This window comes from Pseudomonas sp. BJa3 (assembly GCF_026343815.1).
Lineage (GTDB): Bacteria > Pseudomonadota > Gammaproteobacteria > Pseudomonadales > Pseudomonadaceae > Aquipseudomonas > Aquipseudomonas soli.
Genome location: NZ_JAOXMC010000030.1, coordinates 1 through 12,532 on the forward strand (window position 1 = coordinate 1; position 12,532 = coordinate 12,532).

Consider the following 12,532-nt stretch of genomic DNA (forward strand, 5'->3'; position numbering starts at 1 on the left):
CCACCATTGGGCCGCCCCGAAAGCAACTCGTCCGCCACCGGGATGACGTGGCCAGGCAGCGGGATGCGGCCTTCCATGCCAGTCTTGAACGTGACAGTCCGGTCCTGGTTGTTGCTCAGCAACGCCCACTTGCCGCGGCGCTGGGCCTCGCTGGCCCTGGTGCAGCCGATGGCCGAGATCTCGATGGGTCGATCCTGGTACCGACGCTGCAGCGCCAGGTCGGTGACCGGGATCACGTCGGTGTCGTAGTTGTTCCCCGGGTTGTCATAGCTCACCAGGGCACGGCTGTAGTGCGTGCTGCGCTCGGCGCCGCCGTAGGTGAACTCGCCGTCGATGACGTTCGCCCGGGTGAACACGTAGTCAAAGTCCTGCGCCCGGGGCATATCGGCCTGCATGAACAGCGCGCCCTGCGCCCAGTACACCATGCCCCGGTAGATGGCCGACAGGTCGCGCAGCAGCGTCCAGGCCTCCGCCTTGGCCTGCAGGTTCATGTCGCACAGGAACCGCGGCTCCTGGCTCCCTACCCCGTCCGGCACCAGCTGGTCGCAGTACTGGGCGATGCGGTACATCTCCCACTTGTCGACCATCCACGACTTAATGCGCTTGCCCAGGCCGAACCGGTCTTCGACGCACAGGCCATAGGTGACGAAAGCCGGGTTGTTGGTCCAGGCCTGCTTGAAGGTACCGTCCCAGGTGCCGCTGTAGGTGCGGGTGATCGGGTCGTAGTTGGTCGGCACCGGCCAGCGCCGGGCCTTGCACTTCACGGTCACCGACGGGATGTTCTGGAACTGCTCGGCGTCGAACTCAATGTAGAGCAGCGCGGTGTTCGGGTACCGCAGCTTCTGGTCGATAATCTCGGTGTAGGCCGCGATGGTCATCGTGTCGGCGATGGTGCCGGTGTTGGCGTTCGGCGTGAGGCGCCGGGCGCGGATCACCCAGCCCGAGGTCGCCGCCGGCAGGTCGACGCGCACAGAGCGCTGATAGCCGTTGCTAGTCTTGCCGCTGACCGCGTTCCGGTGTGCCTCGACGAAGGCGCCGCCGTCGGTGGCGATGTCGATCGCGTACTCGATGGTGTAGCCGGTCGTGTCGCCATTGGTTGGGTTTTGCTGGAGCAAGCGTGGCCAGCTGAAGCGCAGGCGCACAGCCGACAACTTGGTGTTGCTCAACGCACGCGTCCACGGCTGATCACTGCGCATCTCCACGCCGACAGATGTCTCGCTCTCGATAGATGGAATGCCCTGTATGTAGTCCTGCTCGACTGAGCCGCGGCGAAACTCCCACTTCACACCCGGGAAGTTCACGTTGCCGCTGACGTCCATGATTGGGGTGTTGTCGAGGTAGATATCGCGGTCAGTCGGGGTACCGTCGAACTCGCCCTCACCAACGGCCAGCAGAATCTTGGCGATGTTGGTCGACCGTAGGTTGTCCGGGGCCTCGTAGGGCGCCTTGGGCTTCTTCTCGCCGCCCTTGGCGCCAGTGACGGCAGGTTGAAGTGCTGCGCCCATGCTTTCCTCCGGGCAAAAAAAAGCCCGCAATCTGCGGGCTTGATTTAGTTTGTAATCGATATTTTGACTGATGATTCCGGAACCCCATAACTTGAGGCCAATCGGAGAGTTGCCTCTTTCAGGCTCAGGAAACCTGGCGACTCGCTGGGTGGGTTGCCCTCAGGAGAAGGAGCTCCGGCTTTTTGCCAGATTTCCTCCTTAAGCGTGGCGTAATACTTAGAGCCGACATAATCCAGCTCAATCAAAGACTGGAGTTCACGCGAAGTGCCAGTAAGTGCCCAATACCCATCTAGCTGAACCTCAACGGCCTCCACCCCTGGTTTTATACTGCAGCTGCTTACCCTCGCCAGCCACTTAAAGCGTTTCGGCGCTTCAAAAGGGTCAATGTCGGCCAAGAGCAGGAATGGAAAGTCCAATTTCTGCGGGACATAATCCAGCCTGACTATGCCAGACTTTACGTAGGACGCTGGAAATCCTTCATCTGATAGTACTATCGCGCGCATACTGCCTCCTTTTTAGAGCGCAACAGTACCTAGCTTTTATCCTCCGCGTAAATCGACGCCGAGATAATCGCCCCACCCCAGCGGCGCTCGCCAATGCAGATCGGCACCGGGTTGCCGGATGCCGTGGTGTTATTCGCGCTGCCGAAGGCATAGGACGGCCTGTTCTCCGGCGCTGCGCTCTGCGACAGCCCCTTAGCTTGCGGGCTGAGCATCTGGATGACGCCACCAAGCGCCATGGCCGCACCGATCTGCATCGCCCACGCCTGGCCGGTGACAGCGCCGGCAACCACCATGACCACGCCGACGATTGTCTGCAGCAGGCCGCCGCGCTTGCTTCCACCGATCACCGGCACGATCCGCAGCTCGCGGACACCGCCGCGCTCGAAGTCCTCTAGACCGACATTCTGCCGGTTCCGGAAGACCGCGAAGCGCAGGCCCATCCCGTCGAGACGACGTATCTCGTCTTCAAAGCCAGGTAACGTGGCCTTCAATGCGCTGAACGCCTCCCATGTGTCACGGCTCTCAAGTTGCCGGTGATGAGTGCGGCCAAATTTCTGTGCTAGGGAGCCCGAAAGTTTGATGATGGTCATTGGGGCATGCATGATTGACAACCCAGCCATGATTTTCTCCTGGCAATAAAAAACCGCCCTGAGGCGGTTTGGTTATAGGCAGCCTTTCACTGCCTCAATTCTTCGGTTCTTCCGCCATTCCATCAAACCTGACTGAAAGTACAAGCTGACTTTTGTTGCCCCCGCTGCCGCATTGAAGTCGGCGAACTCAATCTCGCCTGCGCTGATGACTGTCCTCCCGCCACCGGCTAAAGGCTGGATTGCGGCACCATAGTGAGCGCCAGCAAGCGATTGGTTCTGCCAAGCGAACAGGACGCACTCAGAAACCTGCTCAACAGATTTCGGGGTGCTGGCAGAAAAAGCCGGACCGTTAGCACGCTTTTCGTTCATCGAAGCGCATCCAGCAAGCAGCGCAAGACCCAACATCGCGAGCTTGAAACGCATGCCATTCCCTCCATTGAAATGACCGAATGTATCAGCCCATCTGGCCAGGCATCCAGTCTGGATGGAAAGCCAGTACCGGGCCAAGGCCTTGGCGTAGTAGCGTTGTGCCTTGAATGAACCGCTCGGCTTGGAGCCACTATGACTTCATTGCTTTTCTATACGGATGACAACGAAGCCACTGTCGTAACTGACACCCTGATAGCTACAAAGACGGAAGAATTGCTCGGGTTTGCGAACAAGGCTATTTACATTGAAAAGCTCAGACTAATCTGCGCGGGAACCGGCGCCGCAGAACTTTTCACTCGCTGGATCTCGTTCATGAATAAAGAGAGTCGTGCCTTTGATGTAGATTCTCTCAACCATCAAGCCACCAAGCGACTTCAATCCATCTGGAGCGAAATGCAGCGCGAGACCCCCGCCTTCGCGAATTACACAGCAACGGTCTACCTGTTCGGGCTGTCCAACGATACTGGCCTTATTCATAGTTATGTCTACCGATCTGAGAGTGGTTTCGTTTCATCCCGGCTAGCCCACGGCCTAGCAATGAAACCTGCAATCACGCCAGACCAGCTAGAAGGCGTGGAGTACAGAAATTTTCCAGCGTCTAGCAAAGAGATTATGCGTAGGCAGGCCGAGCTTGAATGCTTGAAGCCCAAAGGCGATCGGGTTCTCATAGGAGGTGACGCAAATGTCATCACTCTGACCCAAGCCGGATGTCAATTTTCTCATCTAGGGCCGCTGGGCATCGATTTGCCACATTGAAGAATGCGCACATGAAGCAGCAATGTCACCTCGCATCGCGATGACGCAGCACCAGGCGGCCCCGGTCATGCCATGGGCCGCCGTAGATGATGATCTCGGACGGCCTGCCGTACAGGTGGTGTAGCAGGAACGGGCCGGGGCCGTACAGGTCTGCTTGCTCGCCGGGCATCTTGGGATCGCCGCCGAGGTAGATGCCAGCATGGTTCGGGTGCACCGTCCGGCCAACGGCCATGACGATCATGTCGCCGCGCTCTGGCCGGTCGACCTGGTAGAACCCGGCAGCCTCGTAGGCCTGTTCGTACAAGCTTGGGCCGGCGGCCTGCTCCCACCAGCCGTCCTCGCGGGTGTAGGCCGGGAACTCCAGCCCCCACTCGCGCTGGTACCAATCGGCGCAGACCTGCCAGCAGTCCCAGGCACCGTGCACGAAGGGCCGGCCCAGCAGCGGCGTTTCGCCGGTCGGCGTGATCGTGCGCAGGTCACCCTCCGGCCAGGACAGGATGTGCCATGGCAGTCCGGTGGCTTCACACATGGCCAGGTCACGCGGCGAAGGCCTGCTGGTGGCGTCCGGGTGCGAGTGCACGATGCCGATCACCTGGCCCTTGTCTTCCGCCTCGGCGTACTGCTCCGGCGCGATGCGGAATTCCTCGGTCGGTTCGGTGGCCACGTTGATGCAGGGGAAGTACACCTGCTTGCGGCCCACGGCCAATATCAGCCCGCAACACTCGCGTGGGTACTCCGCCGCGGCGTGCTGCTGCACGGCGGCGAGGATATGTTTCAGCATGATCAGCTCCTGGCGATCAGGGAGACGGCTGGGAAGCCGCCGAAAGGCAGCTGGTTGCCCTGGCCAAAGCGCGCAACACACCCGGTATCCAGGCAGCCGTTGCACTGGTCCTTTGCGGGGTCGTCCGTGGGGTTGCCGTCGAAGTCGAAGTACGGCCCCATGTACTGGCAATTCCCGCCCCTATAACCGCCTGTCATGGCCCAATGGCACAACTGGGTCATCTGGCGGCCGATACTCTCGCCGCCGACGTCGCCCGGGCTGGCCAGCTCCCACGACACCGTCGCGCCGTTCTCCGACACCTTCTGGTCGATGTACCAGACCTCTGTGCTCTCCTGGGTAGGATCAGCCTCAGGGTTGCCGGCGGGGAAGTTCACCGGGTCCAGGTACCGCTTCAGGGTCTGCCGGATCGTCAGCTTGAACTCGAGCAGGTTGTCGAAGGCCAGGCAGAGGGCGGTGATCCGGCCATTGACGTTGCCGACCGAGATCGTCGGCCGCACTGCGGTACCGTCCGAGTTCGCCTCGATGCCCTCGATCTGCATCGGCCAGGCGTCGTACTCGTTGCCCTGCCACCAGATCGACTTGGCCGACAGCTGGTCGGCATCCACGCCGGCCGCTGCCAGCTCTGCGGGCGAGTGTGGGATCGCGTGCCCGTGGAAGCGCAGGATGTCGGCGCCCCAGTCCGAGCCGTCGAGCTCGAACAGCAGCACCTCGCTGCCCGGCTGGAGCAGCTGGATGTCTTTGATCAGGGTCATGGTGATTCCTTACGGGTGGAAGGCCCGCTGGAAGGTGGCGGTGACCTTGAACTGCTCGCCGCCCATCGGGGTCGGCTTGGGATCGACGCAGGTGAACAGGCCAAGCTCGCCGAGCGGGGTGCTCCAGAGGAACGCCTTCGCGCCGGCGTGCCGGTCGAAGAAGGCCATGACCTCCAGCACCCGCGACTTCCTGCCAGTGATGGTCACCGGGTAGCTGTCTTCCTTGTTGTTCGGGCCGTCGCCAACGACCTGGCGGTATCCACCGCCGAAGCGAGACTCCCGCACCCGGTACTGGATATCGGGGGTCTCGCCGCGTTCAGTAGCCCAGCGAAAGGTTTCAATCGACATAGAGATCTCGGTAAGATTCTGACTTTCAGCCAAGGAATGAGGTGCTACATGAAACTGACGCTTAAGAGCTTCAGCCTCTACGACGTCGATTCACCGAACGAACCGACCAAGATTGGAGCGGAGCTTGATGTGAACTTCGACCGCAGCCACGGTCAGATAGGCGGCCGAATCGGCCTCACTTTCCCCCATGAAGGCGCTGAGCTCTTGACCTTCAAAGAGGTGGAAAAGCTGGCAACGGAAAAGGTGCTGGCCGCACTCTGACATTATCGACGCTGCATGGTCCTGCCAATGGCGCCATCAGGACGCAGGTCCATGCTCAAGAGCTTCCGGTACTTTGCCTCTACGAGTGCGCCGATCTCCTTGCCAAACTGGTCCATCATCGGCGCCTTCGATTCGACCTGAGTAGATCCGTCACTGTTGATCGTGATCGATACGCTGACCGGCGCCGCTACAGCGGCCGCTGAGTCGCCACCAGCTCTTCCCAGGGCGCGCACCCCAAGGTTTCCATCCGGCGCCCGGGTCAGCGGCATGATCGCCTCCGGCCCCGCTTCACCGAACACGCCTGCCCCCTTCGCGAACGCGAAGAACTGAGGCGTGCTGTGCACCTGGTTGCTGAAGTGCGACAGGCTCGGCGAGTCGTACACCCCGCCCTTGGCATTGGGCACAAAGGAGCCCTCGCTGAATCCGGTCATGGTCCCCTCACCCACCGCCGAAGCCCCACCGCCGAAGAACCCGCCAATGGCCGACCCAAACAGGCTGCCGGCAATGCCGGTGATCGCCTGCCTCGTCGCAATCCTGGCCATGTCCGCCAGCACCGACTTGGTGAAGTCGGAGAACGACAGCTTGCCGGTGATGGCGAAGTTCGCCACCGCGTCCTCCATGCTGGAGAAAGCGTTGCTGAACAGCGTGCGGGTTTGGCCGGCGACATCTCGGGCCTGTTCCAGGTAACTGCTGAACGCAGACGATGCCCCGTTGCGCCAGTCACCCTGCGCCGCCGTCATGGCGTCGTAGTTGGCGACTGTAGTTTCCTGTAGTTCCCGCTCAGTCTTCTTCAGGGCTGCCAGCTTCTGGTTGTACTCGTCGAGGCTCATTCCGCGTGAGCCGTCGCCGTACTGGTTGGCCAGGTCCAGGCGCTGCTGGTTCATGCGGTCGGTGATGCCGTTCTGCTGGTCCTGCAAGGCGCGCTGGCGGTCGCCAAGGCCCAGGCCATCGGCAGCTCGCTGCCCTTGAAGCCTCAGGGCCTTGACCTGCTGATCAAGGGCATCGGTATAGGTCTGCACCGCCCTCGCCTGCTTGGCCAGGCGGCCCTGCTCATTGGTGGCGAGCACGGCTAATTCCGAATCCGCATCCTTCTGCGCCTTGACCATGGCGGCCCGGGCATCGGCGATCTTCTGGTCAAGCTGAATGCGCTGCTGAGCGTTGGTGCTGCTCCGACCTTTGGCGTTCTCCAGGGCCTTGATTTCAGATTCGTAGGCGTTGGTGATCTCGGCCTTCTGCTGCTCGATGATCGCGGCGCGCTGAGAGGCGTACGACTCCTGCGAGATGATCCCGGCCTTCTGCGCCGCATCCAGCTCCTTCTGGTGGTTCTTGTACTCAGCCAGGATGGCGCTCAGCGCGTTTTTCTGGTCGTTGAACCCGGAAAGGTCGAGCGATGCTGTTCGGCCGGCAGGGTCCTTGAACTGCTTGGCAATGTTCGCTTCCGTCCTAGCGATCCGGTCAGGTGCGAGCCTTTCATCGTCAGGATGTTTTTTGCGGATGTCGTCGAGTTCTTTCCTGTACTCCTTGAGGGCATCGGCGCGCTTCTCAGCGTTGGTTCTGGAGGACTTCTCCCTAGCATCGACCTTGTCCATGGCAAGTGTTGCCGCCCTCTGTTGCCTGACGTCCAGCTCACGGGCCTTCGCAATCGCATCCAGGGTGTCCCGCTGCTGAATCAGCCCTTTCAGCTCAAGGCTGGCGTTAGTGAGTTTCTTCTGGGCATCGGTATCGTCAGCGTCGGCATTCACAGCGCTCTGCGCTGCAGCGACCCGTCGCTGCATGTCGACGATCCGACTCGCGATGTCCTGATCCCGGCCAACATCTCTGAGCGCGTCGACAGTTGCGGCGACCTCGCCTTTCAGCGACTTCCACCCGCGCTCCCACAGAGACAGGCTCTCTGTGACCTCTTTGCTGCGGTTCTTGATGGTGTCGACGTAGGTGTCGGTCAGCAGCTTGGCTGCCCCAATGGTGTCGCCTTGCTCTTTCAATGCCAGGATCTGCGAGTAAGTCGCCGCAGTCAGGAAGCTGTATTGGTCGTTTAGATCCTTCGCGGCGGCCACTGGGTCCTTGCCGATTTTGACGAACTCAGCGACGGTTTCCTCGACCGCCCGACCAGTCGCCGAACGCCACTCGAGAGCGGCCTCTGTGATCCCGACGAAACTCTCGGAAGCGACTTTGCCGCTGTCCGCCAGCTTGGTAAGCACTTCGGACGCAGCAGCAGTGGTTCCAACAGTCGCCGCAACCTCGCGTGCCATGCCGGAAAGCCGGTCGGAGGTTGTGCCAGCGGCATTACCGGTCGTGATCAGCGCTTTCTGGAACCTGACAGCCTCCTCACTCCCCGAGTAATAAGCGTATCCCAGTGCACCAGCCGCTGCTGCTGCTACGGTGAACGGGTTCACCAATCCCAAGACATAGCCGCCGAGAGCTTTAACGGCGGGACCAATGCCGCCAAAGCTGTCCCGCAATTGGCTACCCTGCTGAAGCAAAACCTGCATGGGCGCCTGGCCGGCCTGCAATGACACCACGATGTCACTGAACTGCATCGGGACCATGCGCAGTGCTGCAGCGGTCTGCTTGGCCGTCATGCCGGTTCTGTTCAGTGCAGCATCAGCGCCGCCCAAGGCTGTGCGCGCCTGATCGATCTTCGCCTGGTACTCGCCGAACGTCTCCGCATCAAGCGCACCACTGGTGCGGAAGCCCTTCAGCTTCTGCTCCATCTGGTCCAGCCGGCTCATGGCAGCCACGGTCGGGTCGATCTTGCCGAGCAGTTCCTCAAGCGCCTGGCCTTCTTCCCGATGCGCGCCAGCGGCCTTCTTCGCCGCCTCCGCCTGGCGCTCCTCCGTGGCGATGAGGGCCTGGGACCGGCTGTTGATGGCTGCCTGACGGCTGGCACTGTCCGACAGCACAGCATTCGCCTTGGCGGTGACTTCGGCGCTTTGCTCGGTCGCCCGGTTAAGTGACTGGACGTATTGGCTGGCCTCCAGCGAGGCCTTGGCCACGGATAAAATCCTAGCCTGCTGCTCATCGGCAGACTCGGCGGCGCGCCGACCAGCCTGGGCGCCGGCATCCGTTGCACTGGTGAGCGCCTCCTGCACCTTGCCCGCCTGCGCGGCCTCGGTCCGGAACGACCCCATGTTCGCTGCGGCACTGCTGAACGCCGTGGAGGCGCTGGTGACAGCGCGCCCCACGGTGGCCATCTGCTGCGCCAGTTCGGTCTGCTTGGCGTTAAGAGCCTGCAGCTCCTGAACGATCTGCCGGGTGTCACCCTGCAGACTGCCGAGCGCTGCCTCCCAGGCGCGCCCAGTTCGTCCAGCTGACTCCTCGCTGCGCTTGCCGGCGTCCGTTAGCTGATCGAGGTTGTCTTTCGCCTCAACGGCATCGCCGGAGTCGATCTGTAGGCCAAGGGAGGCGATGGTGGTCATGTTTTTCTCCGGGCAACAAAAAACCGCCCGAAGGCGGTTTAATTATTCATGCTGCACTCTGCTACCCCGTCTGGAGGTCGCTGCCGCAGTGCTTGCATTTGATGGCAACTGCCAAGATTTCTTCGCCGCAGAGCGGGCAATCTTTTTTAGGTTTCGTCCCGCTCAAGCTCTCTGAAGCCGTTACAGATTCTGACCGAGGAAAACCTGAAGCTTCAGCACGCTCTAAAGGAGTGGGTCTCTTGAACGCCCATACCAGAGCAGCTACCCAGCCGAGCAAGCTCCATCCCAAAAAGAAATTTAATGCAGCGATGGCTGGTAGATTGTTGCTTTTGCGCAGCCAGGCCTCGATCGTCGGAAGCATATAGAAAGCGGGTATGAACACCGCTCCACTGAACGCCACGAGAGTACCAAAAGCATTCAATCCTCCACGCTCCGTTCCCATTGCGTAGCTATAGAAGGCTAGAAAGCCCAGAACGAGTAGTCGGACGACAAACATTCGAACCCCTTATACGCTGACCATGGCCTATCCATGGCTAATGACAGGATGCTATCACCATCCGCATGACCTAGGACAAGCCAGCACCAAAACCCCGCGCTGGCGGGGTTCGGCTTTGATCGAATGATTACCGCGAGAGACCGTGCGCCACGACCTCTGGCATTTCAGCCTGGAGCTTCTCGGCCAAGCGCTTCAGCGGCTTTGCCACTGACTCCTTCCAGAGGATCTGCTGCACAGGCTTGCCGTCGCTGTGCTTCTTGCCAGTGTCGGTGATGACGGCGTGCTCCTTGCCATCCGGCGTGACCTCCCAGCGTTTCTTTCCGGGCTTGTAGATCACATGATACTGCAACCCACACTGCGCCAGCAGCTTGTTCATGCTGGCAGCGCTCATGCCGAACTTCGCGCCAAGTTCGGTCGGGGTGTAGTTCAGTTCCTGGGTTTCGTTGACCAGGCGCTTCACACCGGCCATTTCCATCAGGTCCACCCCAATAGCGGCGCGCACCATGCTGTTGGCGCTCAGAATTGCCTGGTTGCCCTCAAGGCCCAGGCTCTCGGCGATACGCTTGGCGGCGTCAAAGTTGTCAGCAGCGACCGGAAGGCGCCGCTCCTGAGGAATCTCGGCATCATTGGCGGCAACAGAGTCGAATGTGCGAATCACGCGCAGGCTGAATGTTGGGCTGACCCACATTGCGTAGGCGTAAACCAGCTCCTTGCAAGCATACGTTCCTGGCGACCGCCCGCCCCGGACAATCCTCAAAGCAGGAATTCCTGCTTTGCCAATTTCCTCAATCAGCTCTTGAGCCTGCTGGTTCTCGGTCCACAGCGATGGCTTGTGCCGATTCTCGCCGCCGGCCGCCCGATGGAAGTCGTTCAGGCTGAATCGGCCATCATAGTCTTGGTGAATCTCGATACCCGCGATCATCAGCGCGCTCATGCTGCAGCCCTCCCTTTCGGCGCATCCACCGCGTAACGCTGAGGCTCTTCCATCACCCGGCCCAGGCCTTTCACAAACGAGGTGATCTCCCGCAGCTTGTTGCGGTAGGTGCGAAACTCCCACCAGGCGCCACGGATGTCGAAGCCTGCCTTCTCCAGATCCCACAACAGGCTCTCAAGAGGCGTGGTGCCGTCACGCGTATCGCGGATGTCGTCGAGTATCACGTTCAGCCATGCCTGCTTTTCGTTGCGAACGGTCAGCATGCCATCGCGCAAAGCTGCCAGGGCCTCGATTGGGTAATGGATGTTTAGCGGCAGCTGGAGCTGGGGTGGCTCCTTGGCGATAAACTCGCCCTCCAGCACGTTGTAAGCCGCTATGAAGTTACAGGCAGCCTCGAACTGTCCAGCCGGGATCAACTCGGTGCGCGGCACGTTGAAGCGGGTGTGCAATCGGTTATGCATGGTCAGCGCGAAGCTTTGACGCTTGTCTGCGGCGATCGCTTTGCCCTTGTCCCTGATGAGGCCCTTAATGACGCTCAGTTCGCTCATGCCGATCAGCTCGTCAATGAGGGTTGGCATCTTGGCCTGGGCGTCTTCGTAGCGGCCAGTCTTACGGATAGCTGGCAGCACATCACCGGCAAGCCAGATCTGGAAAGGGAGGGCTTTGGGCTTGTCGGATCGCCCAAGCACAAAATACAGGCCTTGCTCGGAAATCATCAGTGTTTGCTGAGTGCCGCCAGGGGTGTGCAACCGATGAACACCCTTCCAGGCATCAGGTACGTGCGACATAGCACGAGAAGGCTTGTAGGTTTCTGCATACTCCAAGGAGTCGAGAACATCCTGCGCGGCAAACCAAGGCTCGCCGGCGATCAGTAGCGTGCGAACCTGATGCTTGCCGAAATTGAACGGGACCACGTTTGTGCTATTATTCGCCATGACGATTTCTTCTCCGAAGTTGATCTCGTTTACCGAAGCCCTGACGACTCTCACCTCGTCGGGGCTTCTTCGTTTCAGGCTGCTGCCTGCTTGCTCTGCATTTCTCGCCACCTCAGCCCCTCCTCTATCAACAAGCCCAGCTCAGCATTGAGACTTCGGCGATTTGCTCCAGCCTCCCGCTTTGCCTTTTCTTTGAGCTCATCCGCAATCCGCAAGCTGTATGGTGCGACCTGGTGTGCGTCTCTCATGATCTCCTCCTTGGTATGTGGATTCATGTTGACGTCACAGAAAGATGACGTCAAGTGGATTCTTGAATCTTTTTGAATGCACGAACAGAATCTCTGTTCAAATCATTGCGCCTTGGAAAACCATGACTGACCGCCACATCCTTCCCCCATACTCATTGCGGATGCCGGCAGACCTGCGTGAAAAGCTGGAATCCTCCGCATCAGAGGGCAAGCGCAGCCTTAACGCAGAGATCGTCGCTCGACTGGAGGCGAGCTACGAGTACGTGCCGCATTCTCGCGCTATCTCACTGGAAGATGGGGTGAGCGAATTACAGGCTATGGACCACCAGCGGGTGATTCTTGGCCAAATGAAACTGGCAAAATTCCAAGTCAGATCCACTCTGCTGAATGAGATTGAAATCGCTGAGAGCCCCGAGGACAAAACCGCTCTCCAAGCCGCACTAACTGCTACAAAGGCCGAGCTGGATGCGATATGGGAGCAGGAGCGCGAACTTGCAGAGAAATATTATGAGCTGCGAGCCCAGCTAACTATGAATTCTAAGGCCCCGAAAGACGAGTAACCCCAAGCCCGGCCAAGC

The 12,532-nt window shown here is 60.1% G+C and carries 14 protein-coding genes; 3 read left to right on the forward strand and 11 right to left on the reverse strand.

Annotated features, from left to right (window positions below):
- The 4 genes from OH705_RS25390 to OH705_RS25405 form a co-directional block, all read right to left on the reverse strand.
- On the reverse strand, positions 1-1,505 hold a 1,505-nt coding region (locus tag OH705_RS25390; RefSeq protein ID WP_267303232.1), incomplete at its 3' end, for a host specificity protein J.
- A gap of 44 nt (positions 1,506-1,549) precedes the next feature.
- Positions 1,550-2,008, reverse strand: coding sequence for a hypothetical protein (locus tag OH705_RS25395; RefSeq protein WP_267303233.1), 459 nt, complete (start codon positions 2,006-2,008; stop codon positions 1,550-1,552).
- Between the two features lie 29 nt (positions 2,009-2,037).
- Positions 2,038-2,628: a tail assembly protein gene (locus tag OH705_RS25400; RefSeq protein WP_267303234.1), complete on the reverse strand. Its 591-nt coding sequence runs from the start codon at positions 2,626-2,628 to the stop codon at positions 2,038-2,040.
- Between the two features lie 42 nt (positions 2,629-2,670).
- On the reverse strand, positions 2,671-3,021 hold the full coding sequence (locus OH705_RS25405) for a hypothetical protein (RefSeq protein ID WP_267303235.1): 351 nt from the start codon (positions 3,019-3,021) through the stop codon (positions 2,671-2,673).
- A 138-nt stretch (positions 3,022-3,159) separates the two neighbouring features.
- On the opposite strand from OH705_RS25405, the gene OH705_RS25410 reads away from it, so the two are divergent.
- Positions 3,160-3,783: a hypothetical protein gene (locus OH705_RS25410; RefSeq protein ID WP_267303236.1), complete on the forward strand. Its 624-nt coding sequence runs from the start codon at positions 3,160-3,162 to the stop codon at positions 3,781-3,783.
- A 25-nt stretch (positions 3,784-3,808) separates the two neighbouring features.
- Here the strand turns inward: OH705_RS25410 and OH705_RS25415 are convergent, their stop codons facing one another.
- The 3 genes from OH705_RS25415 to OH705_RS25425 are packed head-to-tail and all read right to left on the reverse strand — an operon-like array spanning position 3,809 to position 5,664.
- The gene (locus OH705_RS25415; protein ID WP_267303237.1) at positions 3,809-4,564 is read right to left on the reverse strand and encodes a C40 family peptidase; all 756 of its coding nucleotides are present in this window, start codon (positions 4,562-4,564) and stop codon (positions 3,809-3,811) included.
- Between the two features lie 2 nt (positions 4,565-4,566).
- A complete protein-coding gene (locus OH705_RS25420; RefSeq protein WP_267303238.1) occupies positions 4,567-5,316 on the reverse strand; it encodes a phage minor tail protein L in 750 nt (249 codons plus the stop codon).
- 9 nt (positions 5,317-5,325) lie between these two features.
- The gene (locus tag OH705_RS25425; protein ID WP_267303239.1) at positions 5,326-5,664 is read right to left on the reverse strand and encodes a phage tail protein; all 339 of its coding nucleotides are present in this window, start codon (positions 5,662-5,664) and stop codon (positions 5,326-5,328) included.
- A 48-nt stretch (positions 5,665-5,712) separates the two neighbouring features.
- On the opposite strand from OH705_RS25425, the gene OH705_RS25430 reads away from it, so the two are divergent.
- Positions 5,713-5,925: a hypothetical protein gene (locus OH705_RS25430; RefSeq protein ID WP_267303240.1), complete on the forward strand. Its 213-nt coding sequence runs from the start codon at positions 5,713-5,715 to the stop codon at positions 5,923-5,925.
- A 2-nt stretch (positions 5,926-5,927) separates the two neighbouring features.
- On the opposite strand, the gene OH705_RS25435 is transcribed toward OH705_RS25430, so the two are convergent.
- The 4 genes from OH705_RS25435 to OH705_RS25450 all read right to left on the reverse strand — a co-directional run bounded on the left by OH705_RS25435 (position 5,928) and on the right by OH705_RS25450 (position 11,817).
- Positions 5,928-9,341, reverse strand: a complete 3,414-nt coding sequence (locus OH705_RS25435) for a phage tail tape measure protein (RefSeq protein WP_267303241.1) — start codon at positions 9,339-9,341, stop codon at positions 5,928-5,930.
- Between the two features lie 61 nt (positions 9,342-9,402).
- Positions 9,403-9,837 carry a superinfection immunity protein gene (locus OH705_RS25440; protein ID WP_267303242.1) on the reverse strand — a complete coding sequence of 145 codons (435 nt, stop codon included), beginning with the start codon at positions 9,835-9,837 and terminating at the stop codon, positions 9,403-9,405.
- 127 nt (positions 9,838-9,964) lie between these two features.
- Positions 9,965-10,771 carry a KilA-N domain-containing protein gene (locus OH705_RS25445; RefSeq protein ID WP_267303243.1) on the reverse strand — a complete coding sequence of 269 codons (807 nt, stop codon included), beginning with the start codon at positions 10,769-10,771 and terminating at the stop codon, positions 9,965-9,967.
- Positions 10,768-11,817, reverse strand: a complete 1,050-nt coding sequence (locus OH705_RS25450) for a Bro-N domain-containing protein (protein ID WP_267303244.1) — start codon at positions 11,815-11,817, stop codon at positions 10,768-10,770. The genes OH705_RS25445 and OH705_RS25450 overlap by 4 nt, the downstream gene beginning before the upstream one ends.
- A gap of 259 nt (positions 11,818-12,076) precedes the next feature.
- On the opposite strand from OH705_RS25450, the gene OH705_RS25455 reads away from it, so the two are divergent.
- Positions 12,077-12,514: an Arc family DNA-binding protein gene (locus tag OH705_RS25455; RefSeq protein WP_267303245.1), complete on the forward strand. Its 438-nt coding sequence runs from the start codon at positions 12,077-12,079 to the stop codon at positions 12,512-12,514.
- The last annotated feature ends 18 nt before the right edge of the window (positions 12,515-12,532 follow it).

What these genes read in the sequence shown, in the direction of transcription:
- OH705_RS25395 (WP_267303233.1), bottom strand. Translation starts at nt 2,008, where the DNA reads ATGCGCGCGATAGTACTATCAGATGAAGGATTTCCAGCGTCCTACGTA.
- OH705_RS25400 (WP_267303234.1), bottom strand. Translation starts at nt 2,628, where the DNA reads ATGGCTGGGTTGTCAATCATGCATGCCCCAATGACCATCATCAAACTT.
- OH705_RS25405 (WP_267303235.1), bottom strand. Translation starts at nt 3,021, where the DNA reads ATGCGTTTCAAGCTCGCGATGTTGGGTCTTGCGCTGCTTGCTGGATGC.
- OH705_RS25410 (WP_267303236.1), top strand. Translation starts at nt 3,160, where the DNA reads ATGACTTCATTGCTTTTCTATACGGATGACAACGAAGCCACTGTCGTA.
- OH705_RS25415 (WP_267303237.1), bottom strand. Translation starts at nt 4,564, where the DNA reads ATGCTGAAACATATCCTCGCCGCCGTGCAGCAGCACGCCGCGGCGGAG.
- OH705_RS25420 (WP_267303238.1), bottom strand. Translation starts at nt 5,316, where the DNA reads ATGACCCTGATCAAAGACATCCAGCTGCTCCAGCCGGGCAGCGAGGTG.
- OH705_RS25425 (WP_267303239.1), bottom strand. Translation starts at nt 5,664, where the DNA reads ATGTCGATTGAAACCTTTCGCTGGGCTACTGAACGCGGCGAGACCCCC.
- OH705_RS25430 (WP_267303240.1), top strand. Translation starts at nt 5,713, where the DNA reads ATGAAACTGACGCTTAAGAGCTTCAGCCTCTACGACGTCGATTCACCG.
- OH705_RS25435 (WP_267303241.1), bottom strand. Translation starts at nt 9,341, where the DNA reads ATGACCACCATCGCCTCCCTTGGCCTACAGATCGACTCCGGCGATGCC.
- OH705_RS25440 (WP_267303242.1), bottom strand. Translation starts at nt 9,837, where the DNA reads ATGTTTGTCGTCCGACTACTCGTTCTGGGCTTTCTAGCCTTCTATAGC.
- OH705_RS25445 (WP_267303243.1), bottom strand. Translation starts at nt 10,771, where the DNA reads ATGAGCGCGCTGATGATCGCGGGTATCGAGATTCACCAAGACTATGAT.
- OH705_RS25455 (WP_267303245.1), top strand. Translation starts at nt 12,077, where the DNA reads ATGACTGACCGCCACATCCTTCCCCCATACTCATTGCGGATGCCGGCA.